19 protein-coding genes are annotated in these 24,431 nt (G+C 38.9%); 7 read left to right on the top strand and 12 right to left on the bottom strand.

Features of this window, described 5'->3' with window-relative positions:
- Positions 1-48 precede the first annotated feature (48 nt).
- The 3 genes from ACFOOI_RS09520 to ACFOOI_RS09510 form a co-directional block, all read right to left on the bottom strand.
- Positions 49-876: a hypothetical protein gene (locus ACFOOI_RS09520; protein ID WP_379837395.1), complete on the bottom strand. Its 828-nt coding sequence runs from the start codon at positions 874-876 to the stop codon at positions 49-51.
- A 166-nt stretch (positions 877-1,042) separates the two neighbouring features.
- Complete coding sequence (locus ACFOOI_RS09515; protein WP_379837393.1) at positions 1,043-3,325, bottom strand: FdhF/YdeP family oxidoreductase; 2,283 nt, start codon at positions 3,323-3,325, stop codon at positions 1,043-1,045.
- Positions 3,326-3,512: 187 nt separating this feature from the next.
- Positions 3,513-4,223 (bottom strand): glycosyltransferase family 2 protein, encoded by a 711-nt coding sequence (locus tag ACFOOI_RS09510; protein WP_379837391.1) that lies wholly within the window; start codon positions 4,221-4,223, stop codon positions 3,513-3,515.
- Positions 4,224-4,479: 256 nt separating this feature from the next.
- On the opposite strand from ACFOOI_RS09510, the gene ACFOOI_RS09505 reads away from it, so the two are divergent.
- From ACFOOI_RS09505 to ACFOOI_RS09490, 4 genes are all read left to right on the top strand, one after another.
- The gene (locus ACFOOI_RS09505; protein WP_379837389.1) at positions 4,480-4,848 is read left to right on the top strand and encodes a BlaI/MecI/CopY family transcriptional regulator; all 369 of its coding nucleotides are present in this window, start codon (positions 4,480-4,482) and stop codon (positions 4,846-4,848) included.
- A 146-nt stretch (positions 4,849-4,994) separates the two neighbouring features.
- Positions 4,995-5,492: an energy transducer TonB gene (locus ACFOOI_RS09500; protein ID WP_379837387.1), complete on the top strand. Its 498-nt coding sequence runs from the start codon at positions 4,995-4,997 to the stop codon at positions 5,490-5,492.
- Between the two features lie 21 nt (positions 5,493-5,513).
- Positions 5,514-7,241, top strand: a complete 1,728-nt coding sequence (locus ACFOOI_RS09495; protein WP_379837385.1) for a TonB family protein — start codon at positions 5,514-5,516, stop codon at positions 7,239-7,241.
- A gap of 73 nt (positions 7,242-7,314) precedes the next feature.
- The gene (locus ACFOOI_RS09490; RefSeq protein ID WP_379837383.1) at positions 7,315-9,432 is read left to right on the top strand and encodes a hypothetical protein; all 2,118 of its coding nucleotides are present in this window, start codon (positions 7,315-7,317) and stop codon (positions 9,430-9,432) included.
- 346 nt (positions 9,433-9,778) lie between these two features.
- Here ACFOOI_RS09490 and ACFOOI_RS09485 read toward each other — a convergent pair whose 3' ends face one another.
- From ACFOOI_RS09485 to sppA, 6 genes are all read right to left on the bottom strand, one after another.
- Positions 9,779-11,299: a flotillin family protein gene (locus ACFOOI_RS09485; RefSeq protein WP_379837381.1), complete on the bottom strand. Its 1,521-nt coding sequence runs from the start codon at positions 11,297-11,299 to the stop codon at positions 9,779-9,781.
- 9 nt (positions 11,300-11,308) lie between these two features.
- Positions 11,309-11,878, bottom strand: a complete 570-nt coding sequence (locus ACFOOI_RS09480) for a serine protease (RefSeq protein WP_379837379.1) — start codon at positions 11,876-11,878, stop codon at positions 11,309-11,311.
- Positions 11,879-12,188: 310 nt separating this feature from the next.
- The gene (locus tag ACFOOI_RS09475; protein ID WP_379837377.1) at positions 12,189-12,770 is read right to left on the bottom strand and encodes a PhnA domain-containing protein; all 582 of its coding nucleotides are present in this window, start codon (positions 12,768-12,770) and stop codon (positions 12,189-12,191) included.
- Positions 12,771-12,898: 128 nt separating this feature from the next.
- A complete protein-coding gene (locus ACFOOI_RS09470; protein ID WP_379837375.1) occupies positions 12,899-13,681 on the bottom strand; it encodes a sulfite exporter TauE/SafE family protein in 783 nt (260 codons plus the stop codon).
- Positions 13,682-13,687: 6 nt separating this feature from the next.
- Positions 13,688-16,054, bottom strand: a complete 2,367-nt coding sequence (locus ACFOOI_RS09465; RefSeq protein WP_379837373.1) for a TonB-dependent receptor domain-containing protein — start codon at positions 16,052-16,054, stop codon at positions 13,688-13,690.
- Between the two features lie 154 nt (positions 16,055-16,208).
- Positions 16,209-17,972: a signal peptide peptidase SppA gene (gene sppA / locus ACFOOI_RS09460; RefSeq protein ID WP_379837370.1), complete on the bottom strand. Its 1,764-nt coding sequence runs from the start codon at positions 17,970-17,972 to the stop codon at positions 16,209-16,211.
- 135 nt (positions 17,973-18,107) lie between these two features.
- On the opposite strand from sppA, the gene ACFOOI_RS09455 reads away from it, so the two are divergent.
- Positions 18,108-18,632 (top strand): YdeI/OmpD-associated family protein, encoded by a 525-nt coding sequence (locus tag ACFOOI_RS09455; protein WP_379837368.1) that lies wholly within the window; start codon positions 18,108-18,110, stop codon positions 18,630-18,632.
- Here ACFOOI_RS09455 and ACFOOI_RS09450 read toward each other — a convergent pair.
- Together ACFOOI_RS09450 and ACFOOI_RS09445 are read right to left on the bottom strand one after the other, a co-directional pair.
- Entirely contained in the window at positions 18,629-20,602 is a 1,974-nt protein-coding gene (locus tag ACFOOI_RS09450; RefSeq protein ID WP_379837366.1) for an Ig-like domain-containing protein, read from the bottom strand. The genes ACFOOI_RS09455 and ACFOOI_RS09450 overlap by 4 nt on opposite strands.
- A 125-nt stretch (positions 20,603-20,727) precedes the next feature.
- Positions 20,728-22,590 carry an Nramp family divalent metal transporter gene (locus tag ACFOOI_RS09445; protein ID WP_379837364.1) on the bottom strand — a complete coding sequence of 621 codons (1,863 nt, stop codon included), beginning with the start codon at positions 22,588-22,590 and terminating at the stop codon, positions 20,728-20,730.
- A gap of 186 nt (positions 22,591-22,776) precedes the next feature.
- On the opposite strand from ACFOOI_RS09445, the gene ACFOOI_RS09440 reads away from it, so the two are divergent.
- On the top strand, positions 22,777-22,968 hold the full coding sequence (locus tag ACFOOI_RS09440) for a hypothetical protein (protein ID WP_379837362.1): 192 nt from the start codon (positions 22,777-22,779) through the stop codon (positions 22,966-22,968).
- Here the strand turns inward: ACFOOI_RS09440 and ACFOOI_RS09435 are convergent, their stop codons facing one another.
- Positions 22,969-23,418, bottom strand: a complete 450-nt coding sequence (locus ACFOOI_RS09435) for a regulatory protein RecX (RefSeq protein ID WP_379837360.1) — start codon at positions 23,416-23,418, stop codon at positions 22,969-22,971.
- Positions 23,419-23,670: 252 nt separating this feature from the next.
- On the opposite strand from ACFOOI_RS09435, the gene ACFOOI_RS09430 reads away from it, so the two are divergent.
- Positions 23,671-24,429 carry an SDR family NAD(P)-dependent oxidoreductase gene (locus tag ACFOOI_RS09430; protein ID WP_379837358.1) on the top strand — a complete coding sequence of 253 codons (759 nt, stop codon included), beginning with the start codon at positions 23,671-23,673 and terminating at the stop codon, positions 24,427-24,429.
- Positions 24,430-24,431 lie beyond the last annotated feature (2 nt).

The raw sequence follows: 24,431 nt of genomic DNA, 5'->3' as shown, positions 1-24,431 counted from the left end.
CATAGGTATATTAATTAAGGGTAGGCTTATGGTCTACTCTTTTTTTTGTTAGAATAAACCCTCTCTTCGCATAAACTGGGCCACTTCTTTGATATTAGAAAAAGACTCAATGTTAAAATAACTTCTGGCTTTGTTCAGAATCCTAGAGTTGTAAGTTTTCTTTAATGTAGAAAGGTTGATATCTAAAAGTTTTGCTAGTTCAGCATGCCCGAGGCTTGCGTCATTCGCTAGTGCTTCTAAAATCAAAATTTCTTTTTTATTAAATCCAAAATTCAGACTCGCTTCTTTATTAAATATGCTTAAACCTTTTTGGTAGGCATCCATCTCAAAGCCTTGTTTTATTACGGCATTATTGCCTATTCTTAAATCGAGGGTGTCTAACTCATCATATTCTTTGATAATCACAAAGTGGTTTAGATATGCCATTATTTGCCCTGTGTCACTTATTTGAAATGGGTAAAGTGAGCGTTTGCATACATAATATTTGCCGTTTTTATGTAATAGTGGAAGTTGTGCCACCAATCTTTGATTCATGAATTTAAGCATGAAGTCTGAGGAATTGGCTAGCTGAAAAGCTGAAATGGCGGAGTTGAAAATAGATAGCCTATGCCTTGGATGCATTATTCTCAAATATTCCATGATGTCAAATGTCTCATTGGGATATTCTAACCAGTCAGAAAGTCCCGATACGTTTTTTATTTTTTTATCTACAAGGTCCAAGACGAAATAAAATTGCTCGTATTTGATGGTTTGGTTTAGTTGTTTTAACTCCTCAAATTGGGTTTCTGGGCTAATTAGAGGCGTATAATTAGAATCATTTGGATAAAAACTGTCTAAAATAGACATTGCATTTTTGTAAATTTCTATGAGCTTCATATTGGGATTTTTTTTAATTTGAAGGACTCTCCTTCTTTTTGTACAAATTAAAGTTATAACTTTGTAAAACCATAATTAATAGGTTCTTTCTCGCACAAAAATCCAAAAAGTAAAAAAGCGTTAAACTGCACTTTGTAACCTAGTTTACTTAGTGCTTTTTTTTTGATTATTGTTTGATAATTGATACCACAACACTCTTACTTGCAGGAGTTTGACTTCCGATAGCTATTTGCTTTAATGGCACTAGCACATTGGCTTCTGGAAAATATGTGGCTACGCACCCTTTCGGAATATTATAAGGTACCACTATAAATCCTTCTGCCTTCCTTTCTACCCCTCCAAAACGGTTAAATATATTCACTTTTTGGTAGTTAGAAAAACCTTTTTGGAGCATATCTTCCGGGTTCATCATTACTATTCTTCTTTCGTTAAATATTCCTCTATATCTATCATCTAAACCATAAATGGTGGTATTAAACTGGTCGTGGCTTCTGATGGTCATCATCAAAAACTCACCTGGTTTTAAATCTTTCCTAGCGTAGTTGTTTACCGTAAACTTAGCTTTGCCAGTATCGGTAGTAAATACACCTTCACGTGGGCCATTCGGTAGATAAAAACCGCCGTCTTGCTTCAGTTTTTGTTCGTAGTCTTTAAACCCACTGATAGTTTCTGATATATCTGCTCTTATTTTGCCATAGTTGGTGGCATAGGTTAGCCAAGGAATCTCAAAACGGTTTCCAAATGTATAATGACCCAAGTTGGCAATAATAGCCGGTTCGCTCATAATGTGCTCAGACGGAGGCGTAAGAACCCCTTCTGATTTTTGAACCACTCCCATACTGTTTTCGGTGGTGACATACTGCGAAACCTCATTTTGGAGGTCACGGTCTGTACGGCCAAGACACGGCAATATCAAGGCTTTTTTGCCGTGGATCAAATGGCTGCGGTTTAGCTTTGTTGAAATCTGAACAGTTAAGCTGCATTTTTTAAGAGCTTCGGCTGTGTATTCAGTGTCAGGTGCAGCCGAAAGAAAGTTGCCACCCAAGGCCACAAAAACAGATGCTTTCTCATTGTACATGGCTTCTATGGCTTCCACTACATCAAATCCGTGTTTTTGTGGAGGTGTAAAATTATATTTTTTTTCAAGTGCCACATTTAATGCTTCCGAGGGTTTATGCAGTATGCCTACTGTTCTATCTCCCTGCACATTTGAGTGGCCTCTAACCGGACAAGTACCTGTTCCTGGCTTGCCTATGGAGCCTTTGAGTAGCAAAAGGTTTACTACTTCTTGTATAGTAGCCACGGAATTTTCGTGCTGTGTAAGGCCCATCGCCCAGCACACTATTATTTTTGATTTTTCTGTCAGTAATTGGCTCAAAGCGGTAAATTGTTCCTGAGGTACTCCCGAGTCAGCCAAAAGTTCTTTAGTGTCTAATTTTTCTAAATGGCTTTTATATAGTTCAAACTGCTCCGTATTTTTTTCAATGAAATCGGTATCTAATACTTGGTTTACTACACTGTGTTTTTCTATCAATGTTTTTGATAAAGCCTGAAGCAGAGCTAAGTCCTCATTGATTTTTATTTGGATGTATATGTCCGTCAATGTAGTACCGCCGCCTAGCATACCTTGTATGGTTTGTGGGTTTTTATAGCCCAATAAGCCCGTTTCTATTAAAGGATTTATACTCACTATTTTGGCTCCATTTTGTTTGGCTTTTTCTAATGCCGTCAGCATTCTGGGGTGGTTGGTGCCGGGGTTTTGCCCCATTATTATAATGACTTCTGCTTGGTTAAAGTCATCAAGTGTAACCGAACCTTTTCCTAATCCCAAGGTTTCGGTTAGGGCTACACCGCTTGACTCGTGGCACATATTGGAGCAGTCGGGGAGATTGTTTGTGCCCAATGCCCTTACGAATAGTTGGTATAGATACGCCGCCTCATTGCTCGACCTTCCGGAGGTGTAAAATACCGCTTCGTCTGGTGAGTTTAAAGTATTAAGTTCTTTTGCTATTAGCTTAAATGCCTCTTCCCAACTAATGGCCTCGTAGTGTTGACTGCCTTCGCCAATGTACATGGGGTGGGTTAGTCGCCCTTGTTTGCCTATCCAAAAGTCGGACTTGGCTGCCATTTGGTTTACCGTATAGTTTTGAAAAAAAGCGGGGCCCACTTTAAGGTTGGTAGCTTCTTCGGCAATTGCCTTTGCTCCATTCTCACAAAATTCGCCTATTGGTGAGCGGTGCTTGTCGGGGTCGGGCCATGCACAACTGGGGCAATCTATTCCGCCTTTTTGATTAAGATTTAGGAGGGCTTTTAGGCCATTGCCAACCGACATTGCTCCAAACACGTGTTTTACACTTGACCAAATCGCAGGTGTTCCTACGGCCATTTTTGGAGTTTGAGACTCTTGTTTTATACCAGTTAGTTCACTCGGACCTTGGGCTAATGACATATTGATAAATATCTAAAAAAAGTAAAACCAACGAAGGGTTTATCTTATTTAAAAAAATAATTAAGCCATCTATTGAGTATTAATTTAGATGGAATTATAAATTTAAGAGATTATATCATTAAATCAGAATGTCAAGTGGTTTGGGTACCAGTTTTCTTGTAGCGATTTAGATTTTGTTGCGTGTTTTTTAAAATAAATTGTATTTCAAAATGCAATAGATGGCCCTAAAGCCGTCTTTCCAGTTTATTTTTTTGCCTTCTTGGTAAGTTCTTCCATAATAAGATATTCCAATTTCATAAATTCTGATGTTCGGAATCCGTGATATTTTAGATGTCACCTCAGGCTCAAACCCAAATCTGTTTTCTTTTAAATCGATATTTTTTATGATGTCAGACTTAAATAATTTGTAGCAAGTCTCCATATCTGTTAGGTTCAGATTGGTAAACATATTAGACAAAAACGTAAGGAATTTATTTCCCAGCGTGTGCCAGAAAAACAAAATACGGTGCGGCTTGCCACCCATAAATCTTGAGCCAAATACCACATCGGCGTGGCCATTCACTATAGGTTTAAGCAATAAGTTGTATTCTTCTGGATCGTACTCTAAGTCAGCGTCTTGTATTACGATATAGTCTCCTGTGGCAAAGGCTATTCCGGTGTGCAATGCAGCACCTTTGCCTCTGTTTTCTGGATGTTTTACATATTTTATCTGAACTTCGGGATTTTCAGATTGGTAGTTTGCTATTACCTCGTCTGAATTGTCGGTAGAAAAGTCATTAACTATTATAATCTCTTTTTTGATCTCATTTATCAAAGAAACGTTCTTGATTTTATTTAATATCAAATGGATGGTTCTGGCTTCATTATAAGCCGGTATTACGATAGATAATGTCTGCATGCTTAACGTTTAGAGTACCGTTGTTTTTTGTAAAACAACTTTTTGTTTGTCTGGCAAAATTAAGTTTTTTTTATGAATACTTTTTATTTCTATTTGCTCTATTTGAAAATTAAGAAAAGCAGTTGCTTTTTAAGCAAAGAATAGAATTAAAAGAAACATTAATTGTAATAAATTTAGAAAAAAAACTAAGTATTTAGTTGTAGAACTAAAAAAATAGTTTTATGTTTGACTCAATATTAATATTTAAAGCTTAACAATGAAAGAATTAACCAAAGCAGAAGAAGAGATCATGCAGATACTGTGGGATCTTGAAAAGGCTTATGTAAAAGACATAATAGAGGTTATGCCCGAACCAAAACCCGCTTACAATACGGTTTCTACCATAGTAAGAATATTGGCTCAGAAAGGTTTTGTGGGTCACGAAGCTTTTGGCAAAACTCACCGATATTTTGCTGAAGTAAGCAAAGAAGAGTACCGAGGTTTTGTTACAGAAAAATTAAAGTCAGGGTACTTTGATAACTCCGTGGGAGCCATGATGTCTTTTTTTGTGGAAAACGAGCAAATAAACCTCAAAGAAGCTGACGCGATTTTGAAAATGATAGAAGAAATGAGAAATAAGAAATGACTTTATTAATCGTTTTTTGTGAGAAAAACAGTGTGTGTATTTTTTAGGTTTACTGAAATTTTAAAAGGATAAGCCAAAATGCCTTTAAAATTTTGAGATAATGCTGTATATTCCAAAAAATAATTATTCATTTCAATAAAAAGATTATGCTAAAAAGAAGTTCGGTTTTAGGTTTTTTGGGTTCAGTGCTTTGTTTGTTTGTTATGTCTGCTTGTGGCGAAACCGCCGAAAAGACGGACGCTCAAAAACTAGAAGAAGGTAAAGAAATTACCGAAAAAGGCGTAAGATATGCCCCTACTAAAATAGAAGGCATAGAGGCTTTGGAAATTTCGCAAAACCAACCTGAATATGCAGAGGGTAGAAGTGCCATGTATAAGTTTATGAAGTCTCAGACCCAATACCCCAAAGAAGCCGCAGATAACAATATATCAGGCTTGGTGTTTGTGAGATTCTTGGTAGATACCGACGGAAAAATAAAAGACGTTTACATTAAAAAAGGATTGGGCTTCGGTTGTGATGCTGAGGCAGTTAGAGTTATCAGAGCCATGCCAGACTGGATTCCAGGAAAGCAAAACGGCAAGGCGGTGGCAGTATATCACAATTTACAAGTGGCTTTTCAGCCGGCAGAGGAAATAGCAAAGTAACATTTTTAACACGACAATACTATGGGCACTTTAGTTTACTTTATTCAGGTCAATGTTTTTCTTTTGGCTTTTTATGCTTTTTATTATTTTTTGTTGAAAAACGAAACTTTTCACAAGCTAAATAGGGTGTTCCTAGTAGGTTCTTTACTTATTTCGGTGGTGCTTCCTACCGTTCATTTCGACAGTATTTTGGCTTGGCTTTTTCAGTCAGAAGTACAAGCACCAGTAATAAATTATTATACTTTGGCTGAGGTTATGGTGCTCAGTCCGCAGGTAAGTACGTTTAGTATTTTAGATGTTTTACAGATCATTTATTTCTCAGGCTTTGTGGTTTTTGCCTCAATATCTCTTTATAAATTGATTAAAACTATATTGGTGGTTAAAAACGGCAAGTTTAATGGGCAACCTGCTTTTTCGTTTTTTGGCACCGTATATTTAGAAGAAAACCTAAGCGAAGAAGACACCATCTGGATGCACGAATATACACACAGTGCTCAAATGCACTATGTAGACCTTATCCTTTTTGAAATAGCCAAGGTGGTATTCTGGTTTAATCCAGTAGTTCATTTTGCTCACAAAAGTATCGGTATCATCCATGAGTTTTTGGCTGACCAAGTAGCCTGTCAAATGCTAGATAACCGTGCCGACTACGCCGGGTTGTTGTTTCAAAGTCATTTTAATACTCCAAAATCTACTATTTTTATACAACCCTTTTTTAATCAGTCAATACTGAAAACACGCATCGGGATGCTCATGAAAAATCCCTCAAAGAAGGCCTCGGTCTTGAAGTATGGCCTTCTTTTACCTTTGTTTTTAGCTCTGATGACACTCAGTTCGCTTACTGTTTTAAAAGATGAAAACGTAAAGCGTTTGGCTCGAATGAGTGCCATGGAAATAGAAATGCAGGATAAAATGGCAGGAATACCCATTTCTCGATTTCAGATAACGGTAAATGGTGTTCCGGAGAAAGTGAGTTTAGGGGAGTTATTGCCTTCGCCAAGTTTTAAGGAAGAGGCAAAGATAGATTATGTGGAAGAAGAAAGTTCCAATAAGCTTTTTGACATGTTTTCAGGTATGAAATTGTTGGCAAAAAACTTAACAATGCCTCGTATAAAGGCGGACACTTTTCCTCAGAAAAATCCGTCTGATTCGCCAAAAGGCTATAATGAAATTTTTACGGCTGTAGAACAGAATCCGGAATTCGAGGGAGGAACCTCAGCGATGTATAAATGGATGGGAAACAATATTAACTACCCGAAAGAAGCTCAAATTTATGGTGTGGAAGGCCGTGTTTTTGTGAAGTTTGTGGTAGAAAGAGACGGGTCAATTGGCCAAGTATATTTGTTGAAAGGAATAGGAGGCGGTTGCGACGAGGAAGCTATTCGTGTAATAAAATCTATGCCTAAGTGGAAGCCAGGATATCAAAATGGGAAACCTGTAGCGGTCTATTATAACATGCCCGTAGTGTTTAAGTTATCGGTAAATTCAAAACTCGATGAACCCAATAAACAACCCGAAGAGTCCACTATAAAACTTAGAACAGACGCTAACTCATTTAGCATAAGAGGAAACAATTTCGGAAATCCGGTATATTATTTAAATAACGAAGAGATTTCGAATGAAGAAGTTAAAAAGATAAATCCGGATGAAATCGTAAGTATATCGGTTTTAAAAGGCGAAGATGCTATAAAAGCCAAAGGTGAAAAAGGGGCCAATGGCTTAATATACATAACCACCAAAAAGAAATAAAAACGAAACCCAAGAGTACCTAACTGTTTAGTGTTTGCTTTTCTTTATTTTTATTTAAAAAAAATGAAAAGGAATGTGCAGTAAAGTAACACTCTTGGGTTTTTGTTTATGGTCTACGGTAGTATTTTCTCAAAAAATAAACCGAGAAGAGGTTTTCAAAAGACACGAAGTTCACATTAACGAAGTTGATACGCTCAACAGCCTGAGCCTTGGAAATGGTAAGTTTGCTATGACTATGGACGTGACCGGCCTACAGACTTTTCCAGAATTTTACAAAAAAGGTATGCCACTCGGCACGCAGTCGGAGTGGGGATGGCACAGTTTTCCTACCTCAAAAAAATATACGATTGAACAAACACTCGCTCCAATAAAATCGCACGGGCGTGAGGTGCTTTATGCCAAACAATGGCCTGCTGGCAGTGCTGAGGCCGAAGCTACTAATTACATCAGACAAAATCCGCATCGTATACATTTGGCTAATATAGGTTGGCAAATAATTAAAAAAGACGGAACCGCTGCAATGCCACCGGATATAAAAGCTATAAACCAAAGATTAGACATGTGGTCGGGTGAGCTTATCAGTGAATTTGAGGTGGAAGGAGAAAAAGTACGGGTAATTACCTTGGTAGACCAAAACAATGACCTTGTGGCTGTAAAAGTAAACAGTCCGTTGCTAAAAGCGGGCCGATTAAAACTGCAAGTCAAATTTCCGTATCCTACTAACAAATTTGAAGACGAAGCCGCTTTTTATGATACAAACGAGCCTAAGCGTTTGTCGTTTTCAATGCAAAATACCTCCAATCTTACTCTTTCCAGAAAGCTGGATGATTTGAGTTATTCTATTCAAATTTATTCTGAAAATGTAGCTATTGATCCTGTTTTGGGTAAATATGGGTATGTAATAGCACCTAAAACCAAATCTGAGGAATGGGCTTTTTCGTGTGACTTTAGAAAAGGTACGAAAGGTACAACGAACCAAAGTTTTGAGACTATCAGAAATAATACAAAGACATATTATAAAAACTTCTGGAATACTGGAGCCATGTTAGATTTTGGAAAAACAAAAGACCCAAGAGCTCACGAGATAGAACGTAGAATGGTGCTTTCGCTTTATTTGACTAAAATTAACTGCGGTGGAGATTCTCCTCCCCAAGAAACTGGCCTTACCTATAACTCGTGGTATGGAAAGCCGCACATGGAAATGATTTGGTGGCATGGCGTACATTTTGCCCTTTGGGGTAGACCTCAAATATTGGAAAAGCAAATTTCGTGGTATGGTAGAGCAGAAGAAGGTGCTAAAAAAATAGCTCAAAGGCAGGGATTTGTGGGCCTAAGGTGGCAAAAAATGACAGACAATGAAGGCCAAGAGACGCCTTCGTCAGTAGGGTCATATCTGATTTGGCAGCAGCCACACCTCATCTATTTTGTGGATTTGCTTTATAATGAAAATTCAGATAAAAAGGTATTGGAGAAATATCAAAGTTTGGTAGAAAAAACGGCCGATTTTATGACTGACTTTGCCTATTTTGATCCTAAGTTAGAGCGGTACATTTTAGGTCCCGGTGTGATTGCCGCCCAAGAACGCTTTGACCCAAAGGTGACTTTTAATCCTACTTATGAACTGACATACTGGAGGTGGGCGTTAGAAAAAGCACAAGATTTTAGACAAAAACTAGGCGAAAAAAGAAATCAAAAATGGGATGAAGTGCTGGATAATCTTTCGGTTTTGCCAGTTAAAGAAGATATTTATTTAGGTGCTGAAAGTGCTACAGATTCATATACCAACCCATATTTAATGACAGACCACCCTTCGGTGCTGGGTGCATACGGTATGTTGCCTGCCACAAAAGACTTAGACCCCAAAATCATGCAAAATACCTTTGATTTGATATGGAAGTCGTGGCATTGGAACGACACCTGGGGCTGGGATTTTCCTTTAGCGGCACTGACCGCTGCAAGACTTAAAAATCCCGAAAAAGCAATAGAAGCCTTGCTGATGCCAATACGAACCAATACTTATTTAAAAAACGGACATAATTACCAAGACGAAAGGTTAAGGCTTTATTTACCCGGAAACGGCGGTTTTTTGACTGCATTGGCCTTACTTTCTGCTGGCTCAAAAGATCAGCCAACGCCCATGTTTCCAAAAGGCTGGACTGTAAAAATGGAAGGAATGAAAGTGATGCCTTAATGAGTTTATTTTTGTCTGTTCGAGGTGGCGTCTTCTGTCTGTTCGAGCGAAGACGAGAACCAGATGAGTTTGGCATTACCAATAATAATCAAACCTTTGCATGAGTCTCGTCTACGCTCGACTAGACGGAGTTTGTTTGTTTGAGCGGTAGCCGAGAACTATGTGAGATTTTCAATACCAATAATAATCAAACCTTTGCGTGAGTCTCTTTTACGCTCGACTTGACGGAAATTCGTCCGTTCGAAATAGCTTCAATGAAACCGTAAATAAATTCAAATCCGCAAAGTCTCTTCCGGAAACTCTGCGGATAATGAAGGTACTTTTGCTCGCTTTTTTTAAGAATTACTTATTTCTCAGTTTTACCTTTTCCGGTGTCTGTTTTCTCTATTTCTTTTGGGTCGCCTTTTAAGTAATTGGGTAGGTTAAGGCCTGCCATTTCAAACAAATCATTTAGCGGTGGTACGGTTTTCATCATGCCTGATACAAAATTTGCGGTAGAACCTTGGCCATTTCCTGTGTCTGCATTTCCAGAGTCCCACACCGTGATTTTGTCTATTTTGATGTTTTTAACAGCTTCTACTTGCGTTTTTACAAGCTCAGGTAACTTTTCAATCAATAGCAACTGGAAAGCCTTTGATGGATCACCGCCTGCTGCTTCTACCACTTGCTTATATCCTTCTGCTTGTTTGGTCAATATCTCAAAAAGTCCTTTTGCCTCTGCTTCCATTTTAGCAAAAATAGCATCGGCTTCACCTTTGGCTTGTTCTCTGATTCGCTCCGCTTCGGCTTGTGCGTCTATTATGGCCCTTTGTTTGGCTATTTGTGCCGGTATTACCACGTTGGCATTTTGAGTAGAACGCTCTCTTTCCGCCCTTGCGGCTTCTGCTTTTTGCTCTGCCACGTATGATTCCTCTAAGGCCTTAGCTTGTTGTACTTTTTCTGATGCTATGGCGGTTCGCATGGCCTCTGCTTCCCTTTCTCTTCTGAGTGCGTCTGATTGTGCAATTGCTATTTTGGCCTCGTTTTCTCCTCTTACGGCTATAGCGTTTGCTTCCGAAATCTTCACTCTCGTGTCTCTTTCAGCTTCTGCTTTACCTATCGACTCGTCTTTTGCAGCCGAAGCGATACTTATTTCTCTATCTTTTTGCGTGATGGCAATTTTTACGTCCCTGTCTCTGTGCGTCTCAGCTATTTGGGTATCTTTTTCTCTGTCAGCAAGTGCCTTACCTGTCTCACCGATTTTTTCTTGTTCGGCTACGCTAATTTTGGCTTCGTTTATGGCTTTTGCAGCTGCTTCTTTACCCAATGCTTCTATGTAACCCGACTCGTCTTTTATATCCGTAACGTTAACGTTTATTAACTTTAAGCCGATTTTCTTTAGTTCGCTGTCTACGTTTTTCGAAATATTATCTAAAAACTTGTCTCTGTCTGAGTTTATTTCTTCGATAGTCATGGTGGCAATAACCAATCTCAACTGACCAAATAAAATGTCTTTGGCTAATTCTTGAATTTGCTCATATGATAGGCCCAATAGTCTTTCTGCAGCCGTGTTCATGTTGTCAGATTCGGTAGAAATAGCGATAGTAAATCTACATGGAACGTCCACTCTGATGTTTTGGCGACTTAATGCATTCGTTAAATTGGCTTCAATAGAAAGTGGTTTTAGATCCAAAAACGCGTAGTCTTGGAAAACGGGCCACACAAAAGCTCCACCACCGTGAATACACTTGGCAGAGGTACCACCTGTTCTACCATAAATTACCAAAATCTTGTCTGAAGGGCATCTCTTGTAGCGAGAGATGAGGGCGGTAATAGTTACGAAAATAACTACCGCGAATACTACGATAATAATTAGTGGACTGCTCATTTTTTAGGTTTATATTTTGTTTACTATTACAAGGTCATTGTGCTCTATTTTAGAAACCACCACCAAAGAATTGGCTTTTATTTCCTCATTATTTTCTGTCATTGCCATCAGCTCATGGCTTGAGCCATTTACGCTTATCAATATTTTGCCATGTCCGCTTTTGTTTGCCGGAATGTTGAGATAAACTTCTGCGGTTTTGTTTAGCGTGTTTTCTATTTTAAAGCTATTGTCTTCTGAAAGTTTGAGTAGTTGTTTTATGATAAAAAAGAATGCAGCCACAAATAAAACTCCAATTAAAATGGAAATCAAAATAAGCAATATAGGGCTTTGGATTAATGAGAAAAAAGAGATTCCTGTCCAGCTAAAACCCAATAAGAAGTTAATAAGATTTCGAAGAGAGAACAACTGAAATGGGGCATCTGCTCCGTCCATATCGCCATTAAAATCTGGTTCTAAGCCATCTGTGGCGTCTGCACCAAGAAAAGTGATGATGGTTTGAATTACAAAAATTAGGCTTATGGGTATCGCGATATACCAAAAAGTGCGAAGTAGTGGTTCTAGGGTATTTAAAAAATCCATTTATGAAAAAATAAGTTTGCGAAATTGTACCCCAATTTAAGCCTAAAGTTTAAATCTAAAGCGTTTTGTTCGAAATATTTTATTCAAAAATTAAGCAATGTGTAAGGCTATTAATTAAAATTTTTTTTCTTGGGAATTACTATTAATTTTTTGTAATTCTCTGTCCGTTCATTTGGCATTTGAGAATCTGATTTGTTTAGCAAAGCCTAATAAAATTGAACCTTTGCTTGAGTCTCGTCTACGCTCGACTTTACGGAGTTTGTCCACTCTAACATAAAAAAAAGGGCCGAAGCCCTTTTTGATATTCCTATTATGATTTCTTAGTGAATTTCGTTAGAATCACAATTTGTGTTCCGTTTACTTTTCCTTCGATATGTTCGTGATTGTCAAATACTAATCTAATGTTTCTTACGGCTGTACCTCTTTTGGCGGTAAATGTCGTTCCTTTTACGTTAAGGTCTTTGGTGAGAACGACGGTGTCGCCGTCGGTAAGTAAGGCTCCGTTGCTATCTCTGTGCACAGGGTCGCCTTCACCTTCGGGTACGTCAAGTCCTGCTTGTGCCCATGTCATATTTTCATCTTCCAGATACATCATATCTATCAAATCTCCCGACCAGCCTTCTGGTCTAAGTCTGTCGAGCATGCGGTAAGCCAAAACTTGTACTGCAGGCACGGTGCTCCACATGCTGTCGTTTAGGCATCTCCAATGGTTGGCATCTGTGAGGTTTTTGTCGTCTATCTGCTCAATGCATGTTTCGCAAAGTAAAGCATAGCTGTCTGCTGAATCAGAAGGAGCGTGGCTCACTTCATATACTTGGAGGCTGTCTGTTGCTCCGCATAATTCACATACTCCCGCACCTCTTTCCTTTACTTCTTTCTCAAAATCTGCCATTTATATCGTGTTTATTATTTCGAGGCGTAATTTACGTTTATTTTTTGGCATAGTGAATAGGTGATTCATTCTCCTTTCATAAAAAAAGAAGTTTTATTTCTCCTCTTATCAAGGCTTTATTTTCTGCTCTACAAGAAAAATTTCAAAGCCGAAGCAGCTACGATCACAATAAGAAGTCGGTAAATCCAGAGGTTTGCGTTTGGGATTTTGGAGATGTATTTTACCCCAATCCATGCACCAATGGCTTGGAAAACACCCATCAATATGCCGTAACCGAAGTGCACTTTTCCATAAAAAATAAAAAGTGCAAGTGCTGGAGCTGTAAATGCTAAAACTAAAGCAAGTTTGAGCCCATTGCTTTGTGTGAGGGAATATTTAGAGACCAAAACTAAGCCCGCCAACAAAAAGAAACCGACCCCGGCTTGCAGAAAACCACCGTAGATTCCTATTAAGAAAAACACGATAAAAGAACCGATGGTCTTATTCTGATTTTTGCTTATGTCTTTATCTGTAATGAGCCATTTGTCAGGTTTGAAAAGTAAAATAAGCAACATGAAAACCATCAGGCCACCTATGGTGTAGTTCATGGTTTTTTCGTCTAAGTCTACCGCTATTTTCGAACCTAAAATAGCACCTAACACCGAGGGTATGATAAGCCAAAGCGAATCCTTGAATATCTCAGGTTTAGATTTGGCGTAAGTAGTAGTTGCAACTAAACTTTGGAGAAAAACTCCAATCCGGTTTGTAGCATTGGCCACAGATGGGCTAAGGCCGCACATAAAAATAAAAATCGGGAGCGTAATGAGTGAGCCACTACCCGCAATGGTATTGATAATGCCAGTTAGCACACCTACCACCATAAATATGAGAAACTGCCAGAGATTGAGGTCTATGTTAAATAAATGTTCCAAATAAAACTATTGTTTAAGTCTGTAACTTAGAGTTAGGTTGATTTGTCTAGGTCTAAACTGCCTGTTGCTTACGGTATAAAACCCAGGGCCTTTGCTAATGGTTCGCATCCAACGGCTGTTAAATATGTCTAACACAGAGAAGTTAAGCGAGCCTTTTTTGTTCCATATGTCTTTTTTGAGTGAATAATCAAAAAACAAGATCCCTTTTCTGCTTCCTTGAGCCGTTTTTTGGGCGGCATCGTAATTGGTTCTCAGCTGCATGTCGAATCCTTTAGGCAATATAAACCTCGACGTTTGGCGAGCAAACCAGCTGTTAGTTTTTGTTACGTACTGAGCTTCAATATTGCTGCCGTCAATGTCGGCATGAAACAAATTGAAGTTGAAGTCCAGTTTCCACCATTTTACGGGGGCATAATTACTCGTAAATTCCAGACCATAGGCTTTCTCAGAATTCAAGTTTTCGGGCATTGAGGTTGAAAAGCCATTGCTGTCTACTCTTCTTATGCTGAAAATATTGTCTTTGGTGTTTCTATAATATACCGATGATGTTACCGATCCTTTTTCAAAATTCACCAAATGCCCAAGTTCTATTACGTCGCTATATTCGGGATTAAGATTTGGATTTCCTGAAAAGAAATTTCGGCTATCAGAAAGCGTCATAAATGGACTTAAGTCGTTATAAACGGGTCTTCTGATGCGTCTGCTATACGATAGCTGTAAAGAGTTGTCTTTATTTAGGGAATAGGTAAAGTGTGCACTGGGAAACAAATTGGCGTAGTTTCTTGGGTTTACCTCATTCGTTTTTCTCAGTGTGGTACTCACGTTGGTGGTTTCGGCTCGAAGGCCTATCTGATACGACACCTTTTTAGTTTTGTTTGAAATAATCCCGTAGGCCGCACTGATGTCTTCTTTGTAAATAAAATAATTATCAAGCCAAGCTATGGGCACTTCGCCGGTAGGGGTGACGTCGTTTACTACATAATCATTCACCATGTTTCGTAGCGAAGTTCGGGCTCCCATCTCAAATTTTCCGTCTTTGGCAAACGGATGAACATAATCTAGCTGAAGCAAATATTGTTTCTCAAACTCGTCGTTTACCGAAGTTTGCACAAATGTATTGGGTGTATCCATACTTCCATTTGGAAGCGTGCTATTTTGAGTAAAAACTTGGTCTGAATTTTCGAAGTGATCTAAAAATCGAAATTGTGCATTTAGCTCTTGTCCTTTTTTATTAAATTCTTTCTTGTAGCTCAGCACATATTCTGACATTGGCTCTTTCTCTTGCTCGTTTTGTATCCTGCCGATAGATCGCAATGGATTACTTAGAGTGTTTAAATAGTCGTCATAAATATTGAGTGTATGTCTTTTTCCGCCAGCTCTACTAAATAAGTATGAAGCCGTAAGTATACTTTTTTCGGAGAAATAATAATCTAAACCTCCTCTGATGTTATTGTCAAAACCAGATACAGTTCCTGAGTTTGTTTGGCTTAAAATTTTCACTGAATCCTGAACAGTGACTTCCTGATAGGTATCGCCTCGGTATGGGTTTTTGCGGTAGGCGAGGCCATAGTTTACAAAGAAATTGACCTTTTTGTGTCTGTAGTTTACATTCGCTCCAATTCCAAAGTTTGCAGGATTGCCCGTAATAACTTCAAACGAGCCATTAAAACCACTTTTTGAGTCTTTTTTTAGAATAATATTTATAATTCCGGCTTGTCCTTCTGCTTCGTATCTTGCTGATGGATTGGTGATTACTTCCACACGTTCTATCATGCTGGCTTGTAGTTGTCTTAGGCCTGCTCCACCTTTAAACGAAACCATTCCCGAAGGTTTGCCATCTATTAGTATTCGTACGTTTTGACTACCGCGAAGCTTTATTCCGCCATCTGGCTCCACCGTAACTGACGGGATATTCATCAGTATGTCTGATGCAGAGCCTCCTCGGTTGGCTAGGTCTTTGCCTACATTAAACACTCGCTTATCAAGCGAAAGCTCCATGCTGCTCTTTTCGGCTTGCACTACCAATTCATCTAAAGCTTTGTCTGAGCTAAATAGTTTTACTTGACCTACTTCTAGTATGGATGAGTTGAGTTCTATTTCAGGGCTCGTGTATTTTCTGTAGCCCACAAATTCTATCTCGAAAGTATATTTACCCTTTGGAAGTGTAAACTCAAAGTCTCCTTTGTCGTTGCTAACATTGCCGGTGATAAGTTTTTGATTTTGAAATATTTTTACACTCGCAAAACTCATAGGTTCGGAGGTTTGACTGTCCACAATTTGACCTTTTAGAATTCCGGAGTTTTGAGCCAAGACATTAAGACTCAATAGAAATAGGGCTCCCCACGAAAGAAGTAGTTTTTTAGAATAGAACATGTATTTTGGTTGAATATATAAGTTGTAAATATATTATTTTTTTGGCTGATTTTAAGTGTATTATCGACACATACCCATTATTTTTCTACCAAAAAAACAAAATGCCCGAAGATGTTAATCCTCGGGCAAAATGTATATCAATAAAAATATACGTTTATTTTATTTCAAAACTATACGGAAGTTTCGCCTGTAGCTTATCCATACGTTGTAAGTTTTTGATTTCAGTGGCCAATGGAGCAAATACCCCTAAGTATTCTTTCACCTTAGCATCTTCCTGCGACTTGTTGATTTTTGACATTATTTGCTCAAAATCAGATTTTGGATACGGATAGTATTTTACTTGATAATCGCCTGCTTTTAGTTTTACTTTTTTGGCTGCTATCGCAATGGCGTCGTCTATGCCGCCCAATACATCCACTAAGCCGTTTTCTTTGGCTTGGGCACCTGTCCAAACTCGGCCACCTGCTATGGCTTTCAGTTTGTCTATCGGCATGTGTCTTCCCATAGCGGCTTTGCTCGTAAAGGTTTCGTAGCCTCTATTTACCATGTTTTGAATCATCATTTTTTCGGCATCGCTCATTTCTCTCGTTAGGGCTGGGCTATCCGCAAACTCGTGGGTTTTTACACCGTCAAAGGTTAATCCAAGTTTATTATTAAGCAAGTCTTGGGCATTAAACAGCATTCCGAAAATTCCGATAGAGCCCGTAATAGTGCTTGGTTGAGCCACTATAGTGTCGCAGCCCATCGCCATGTAATATCCACCCGAAGCGGCCACATTTCCCATTGAAGCTATCACTGGCTTTACTTTTTTGGTAAGTTCTATCTCTCTCCACATTACGTCAGAGGCCAATGCACTCCCTCCCGGAGAGTTGATTCTAAGTACTATCGCTTTGATTTTCTTGTCTTTACGAGCCTTTCTTATTTCTTTCAAAAAGCTTTCAGAACCTATGCTTCCGTTTTCGCCTTCCCCTGAAAATATCTCTCCTTCGGCTACTATCACGGCTATTCTATTGTCTCTTGAACCTTCTTTTACAAACTTTTTGGCTTTGGCATAAGCACCTAGTTTTACATAAGATATTTTACCCGAATCTTTAACGCCAAGTTCTTTTTTAATGCTTGCTTCGTATTCGTCTTCGTAGCCTACGTTTGTCAATATTTTATATTTTACGGCGTCAGCTGGAGACTGTATCAAGGCTTTGTTTAGAATCACATCTATTTCGGCACGAGTCATTTTTTTAGACTCGGCTATTTGTCCATAAATACGGTCTGCTATTGAATTAAGGTAAGAAGAAACCTGCATTTTGCTCTCAGGGCTCATTTGTTTTAAGAAATAAGGCTCCACAGCACTTTTAAATTCTCCCACTCTAAATATTACGGGTTTTACACCCAACTTGTCAAACATGCCTTTCAGGAATGTTACTTCAGAGTCAAGTCCGTTAAATTCGATGCCTCCTGCTGGGTTTATGTAGCTTTTGTCTGCCACAGATGCCAAATAAATCGCTTTTTCGGTCATTATTTCAGCATAGGTATTTACAAATTTCCCTGATTTTTTAAAGTCTATTAGTGCACTTCTAACCTCTTCTAAAGCCGCAAAGCCCGCCATTGGGTTTTCTAGTTTTATGCTGATACCTTTGATGTTGGGGTCAAGGGCAGCATTGGCAATCGCTTCTTTTATTTGGGTTAAGCCAATTTTTGGATCTGAATTTCCCAATAACTCCGTAAAAGGGTCGTCTTTTGTAGAAGTTTCGGTTATTGTACTGTTTAAGTCTATTTTTAAGACTGAATTTGCATCTACTGTAGTTGTGTCTGAACCGCTAGATAGCATTGAGCCGATTCCGGCCAGGATTAAAACTGAAACCACAAAAAATAGGAACATGCCTATGATGGTGGCCAAAACATATTTCAAAAACTGTAACATGTGATAATTATTAGTGTTATTTTTAAAAGTAAATCAAAAGTAGGAAGGCGAAAAGTAGCTAAACTATATTATTTATCAAAAGGTAAGATGATAATATAAGTGGCGAAATAAGTATTTGTAAATTTTCAATGAATTATGGCAAAAGTAAGTTTTGAATCGGTTTTTCAAAAGTTTGAGAAAATGGGGGAGAAAACTGGGTGGACGTACCTGGAGGTTGAAGCCGAAATTGCGAGACAAATAAAGCCCGATACCAAGACCAGTTTTAGAGTAAAAGGGTTTATTGGCTCCACCAAAATCTCATTTTTGGCGTTATTGCCGATGGGCAACGGGGATTTTATATTGCCCTTGAATGCCGAAATTAGAAAAACCTTGCACGTTAATTTAGGTGAAAAAGTTATTCTTTCATTAGAAGAAGACACAGAGGAGCGAAGTCTTGACGGTGATTTTTTAGCTACTCTTGAGTTAGAGCCACACGCTTTGCGTTTTTTTGAAACTTTGCCCAAAGGGCACCAAAGATATTTTAGTAATTGGATTTCTTCAGCCAAAACCATCGAAACCCGAACAAAACGAATCTCTATGGCCATTGAAGGCCTAAACCGAGAATTGGGCTATGGAGAAATGATCCGATATTATAAAGCTAAAAAAGATAAAGAACTTTAGTTTACACAACCTCCTGTGGTAGCCGTAAAAACTGTTCCTTCATTTGTTTTAAATCCAGGTAATAATTCCACTGTTTTGCCTGCCGAGTAGGTCGCTTTTCCACTCAGTATGGCATTTGTAGCGGCAATTTTGCTCGAACTTTCTTTTGTAACTACTCCTCCCTTTATGTCGTCAACAGACGAAGCCAGGGTTAAATTTGTAGGGCAGGTTATAACCGTCACAGTACCTTGTGATCGAGTTGTACTTTCGCAGTTTACGGTGCAGCTTGCATAATAGCTCGTAGTTTGGCCCAATGCGGGGCTTGTATACGAGTTTGCAGTGGCCAATAGTGTGCCGTTTGTAGCTGCCGAATACCATTTTACTGTTCCGCCGGTACAGTTTGTTGCTGTTAATGTGGCCGTTTGACCACTGTTTACGGTGGTGGAGCTTACGGTTGGTGCCGATGGTGGCGTACATGGTACCGAAATCATGATGCTATAATCTTCGGCTTGGCCTGATCCTGTAGCGTTTCCGGGTAGCGAACAAGAATTTAAAGTTGAGGAAGGGTCGCTCATCACTCTGATTCTTAAGGGTTGGTTGGTCAATACACCCGAGTTGGGTGGCGTGTAAGTAAATGCCAGTTGCCTAGGAGAGCCCGAGGTGGTTCCTGACGCAATGGTTTCATTGGCATCTGTAAAATCGCCATCGTTGTTGTAGTCAATATATACTCTTACGGGGTTTTGATTTAATGTTTTTACTGTAACCGGATAGCTTTGCCCTCTTGATACGGTTATCATCTGATTGCAGGCATTGTCTATATAGAAATAGCCGTCTACGCCCGTTACAGAACTCTTTGAAATCACCTGGTTGTTAAAACTAAACTCCGTTACTCCGTAAGAATAATTGGTTGACCCTCCTACAGTTGGTATGCATGCCGCTGCAATAGCAGTGCTCGGAGGAGGAGTTAACGCTTGTGAAGTTAAAAGACTTGATCGCGTTGTTAATAAACTTGCCCTAAATCTATCTTTTTGATCTGCTGTAAATAACAGGGAGCAAGCATCGTAGGTATAGTTCATGATGTTATAGCTCAAATTTCCATACGGATTTCCAGTACATGGGTTTATGGCATTGTATGATGTTTGGCAGTTTGAGCTAATAAAAGTACCGCCTACATGCATGGGGTCTGTGTCTGCACAAGCGTCGCCATCGCTGTATGGGTTTGTGTTTGCTGGGCAAGTGTAGTTAGGTTTTGTGCCTCCAGAGCCATTAAAGGTATGATAAATATTGAAGGCATGACCAAGTTCATGAATTAGCAAAGTACTTCCGTTATCTTTCAGTCTAGGGGCTATCATAATGGCTCCATCTACACTTGCAGGAGCACCTGGAAAATATGCATAACCTACTACGCCGTTGTTTACTTTACCATCTATTTCGTTTACTATCCATAGGTTATAATAGTTTACATTTCCCCAGTTCGATACCGCTTTTGCCACTTCTTCGTCAATGCCGTTGCTGTTTGCATAGTTTAGGCCATTTGCCACATAGCCGGCATTACTACTCATGTTTATGCGGTTTATGCCCGTAGTGGCTTGGCAGTTTGGGTCTCTTTTGGCCAAAGCAAACTGTACGTTAATATTTTGGCTAAGGGTATATCCTGTACCTGCCCTAAGCTGATTGTTGAGGTTTGCTATTATGGTATTTATTTCGGAATCGGTCAGCAAGGTGCTGGTGTTAGATGGCTCAAGAATGTGAATCACTAATGGAATGGTATAAACAGTTTCGGTAGCGTTTACACGTGATTTTTTAGCTTTTTCTATAAAAGTTTTTATCTGATTTTGTCCATCTAAAAAGTTACTTCTGTAAGTTTCAGACGACTTTAGCAGTTCTTTATGCACGAGGTCGGTGCCACAAGGCTCTACAGATTGAGCAAATAAATAAGTAGACAGCATACTAAATAATAATAGTAGTGTCTTAAAGAGAGTTTTATTCATTGGAAAGCGTCTTTTTTTAGCCTTCAATTTTTATGGGTAATTGATTTAACGGTCAAATTACCTAAGCCAAAATCATTCCAATATGTATTATTTCCTCTGCTTTATTTTATAAAGTCATCTATAAGTTATGCAACTACTAACAGCGGTACTTTTAGTCTATGGCGTACATTGTCTACGGTACTTCCAAATATCAGGTCCTTGATACCCTTGTGGCCATGCACACCCATTATAAGTAGGTCTATTTCATTCGCTTTTGCTATTCTTGAGATTTCATTCGAAGGGTTTCCAAAGCCTATCTCTATTTTTACCTGATAGCCTAAGTTTATTAAGGTTTCTTGGTATTTGAGTAGGCTGTCTTTATCCAGTTGGGTTTCGTGGTCGTCGGTGTGTTTTCCCAAATACCTAGCAGCGGCACTTTCTACTATATGAATAAATATATATTGTGATTGTTTTCCTCCTTGGTTTAAGGCACTTCTTATTATCTCCTGATCGTTTCCAGTAAAATCAATAGCGATACCTATATTTTTATAACTCATTTTCTCTATTACTTCCAGATTTAGAGCTTGTCCATGCGGAATGGTGATGTCTTTTTCTCCGGTTTTACTGATAAATGGATGCACAAAAACATAAACCAATAAGGCAAAGCATGCCAATGCAAGCGGAATTACGAAAAGGTAAATCCAGATTTTGTTTTCTCCTGCACTGCCTATCCAGCCTGATATTTCGTCTATAACCAAGTGAATGTTTAAATATACTATTATAGCAGCACTAAGCCATGCCAAAACTTTAACCCAGGTTTTGATGGCAAACTCTTTCATGAGTTTTTTGTCTGAATTAAAATGTATCAGCGGAATCACAGCAAAGCCTAGTTGTAAACTCAACACCACCTGACTTAATATCAGTAGACTACCCAAAGCCTCGTCTCCAAAATATAAAATGGTAAACATGGCCGGCACTATAGCTAATAGTCTCGTTATCAGTCTTCTTAGCCAAGGGCGTATTCTTAGATTTAAGTGGCCTTCCATTATTATTTGGCCTGCCAATGTTCCGGTTATGGTAGAACTTTGTCCGGCTGCTATTAGGGCTATCGCAAAAAACATAGGTGCTGCTTTTCCAAAAAGATTAAATAAGAGTTTTGAAGCATCCTGAATCTCAGCGATGTGATAATATCCGTTTACATAAAAGGCGGCTGCAGCCAAAATCAGGATGGCGGCATTTACAAAAAAAGCCAAGTTTAGGGCTATGACAGTATCAAAAAAGTTGAATCTTATGGCGTTTTTCATTCCTTCGCTCGTTTTGTCAAATTTCCGAGTCTGTACCAGCGAAGAGTGTAAATACAGGTTGTGCGGCATCACAGTAGCTCCAATGATTCCGATGGCGATATAAAGTGCATCTCCTGAAAGATTAGAAGGCACGAAACCCGTGATAACATCGGAATATACGGGCGAGACAATAAACATTTCTACCAAAAACGAAAATCCGATAATGGAAACCATGGAAATAATGAAAATTTCCATTACCCGCATGCCTTTGTCTAATAAAAACAGCAGAAGAATAGTGTCAAGGGCAGTTATGGCTATTCCCCAAATCAATGGAAAGCCAAAAAGAAGATTTAGTCCGATCGCCATTCCGACTATTTCGGCCAAGTCGCAGGCCGCTATTGCTATTTCAGCCAGAATATACAGGGGGATGTTCGCCCATTTTGGATACGCATATTTTGAGGCTTGGGCGAGGTCTAAGCCCCTGACTATGCCCAAACGGGCACTCAAAGACTGCAAAAGCACCGCGATGAGGTTTGACATAAGTAAAACCCAAATGAGCTTGTAACCAAACTGAGAACCTCCGGCAATGTCTGTGGCCCAGTTACCCGGATCCATATATCCCACACTGACCAAATATGCAGGTCCCAAAAACGCCAATATTTTTCTCCAGCCTTTTTTATTAGTATTTACACTCGAATGTACCTCGCTTAATGACTCTGACTTCATGAATATCGCTTTGCTAAAATTATTTCAGTAAAAATACAAACTTAGATGAGTCTAACAAATAAGTTCGCCTTATTTTTTATCCAAATGCCTTTTATTTTATAGTACTTAAATTTTAAAATTCGCTGTTTCAGAAACTCTAGTTTACTATATTGGTAAATAATCGTAATTTTGAAAGAAAAAAGATAAATGAAGTTTGTTGCTAAGTTTTTTGTGGGAATTGCCATTGCAATAGTTGTAGGCTTGCTTTATGCTGCCGTAAAGTACTTTTTTTTAGGAGACTTTGGCATAGAAAAAAAGGTGTTGGCGGCTTTTATGTTGGCCATTATCACAATTCCGATAATGGGGAGGTTTTGGCAAGTACTCAAAAATAAAGATTGATTAATCGTCTTGATATTGGTCTAAAACCAAGTTCATTTCAAAACCTTTTCCTACCAAATATTTAACCGTCTTTTGTTTTTTAATCAAGCGGTTTGGCTCGTTTCTAAGGTCGTTTTTTTTATATGCGATTAACTGATCTATCGTGTCAAAATAGTCTTGGTCGTCTATTTCTTTCATGCCAGATTCTATACAATACTTACTTAGGCCTTTGCCTTTTAACTCAAAAAGTATTTTTCTTTTTCCCCATTTTTTTACGCGAAATTTTCCTCCTGCAAAAGCCTTCGCATATCGCTCCTCGTTTATGTAGTTTTCGGTGATTAGGTAGGCAATCACCTGTTCTGCTTTGTCTCCAAACACTTCCCACTCGCGGAGTCTTTTTCTCACTTCTGCTTGTGTGCGTTCTTGATAAACGCAGTAGTTCGCAGCTTTTACTAAAAGAGAAGTGTCCAATTATTCGATGGGTTAATTTTTAAAATGCCAAATATCTAAAGTTTGAAGTTTAAATTCCAGTTTTCATTTCAAAAATCGTTTTCAAATTCTAATTTGGGTAAAAAAAATGTATTATCTTTTTTGGTTTAGCCGATATGATATTTCAAAAAATTAGGTTAAAAATCACCTTTAACTTAGGAAAGCAGCATCACGGAAATTCCGATTAATTCTTTAAATTGAGCATTAATTTCAACCTAAAAAATATAACACGCATTGGGAATTCAAAAAGTAGCGATAGTGACAGGGGCAGGGCAAGGTATCGGCTTGGCGGTGGCTCTCAAATTTGCTTCTGAGGGAGTAAAAGTGGTTTTAAATGACCTTGATGCTGATTTGTGCTCGACTGCATGCCATTCTATTAATAACACCTACCCAAATATGGCCCTTGCGGTTGCAGGAAATAGTGCCGAGGTTTCAGTGATTGATTCCATGATTTTTGAGGCAGTAAAAAACTTCGGTCGCCTAGATATTGTAGTTGCAAATTCGGGAATTACTCGTTTCGGCGATTTTTTGACTTTCTCCGAAAAAGACTTTGAAGACGTGAGTGAGGTTAACTTAAAAGGGACATTTTTTTTATGCCAAAAAGCGGCTATTCAATTGATTAAGCAAGGCGGAGGTGGCAGTATCGTGCTGATGTCTAGCGTGGTGGGACACTTGGCTCATAAAAACTTGGCAGCATATGCCATGACCAAAGCCGCCATAGAAATGCTGGCTAAAAACCTAGTGGTGGAGCTTTCTAAATATAAAATAAGGGTAAATACGGTAGCACCTGGAGCTACACTTACCGAACGCACCTTGGAAGATCAAGCCTATCATAAAACCTGGTCACAAATAACGCCATTGGGCATACCTGCAGAGGTAAATGACATAGCAGAGGCCGTTTGTTTTTTTTGTTCAGATGCCGCAAAACACATCACCGGCCAAAGCCTCGTGGTAGACGGCGGCTGGACCAGCGTGGGCATTCAGCCTGATTGATT

The organism is Lacihabitans lacunae, from assembly GCF_042649125.1.
GTDB classification, from domain to species: Bacteria; Bacteroidota; Bacteroidia; order Cytophagales; family Spirosomataceae; genus Leadbetterella; species Leadbetterella lacunae.
The sequence above is the reverse complement of the archived record's forward strand: the minus strand, read 5'-3'. Positions and strand labels throughout refer to the sequence as shown.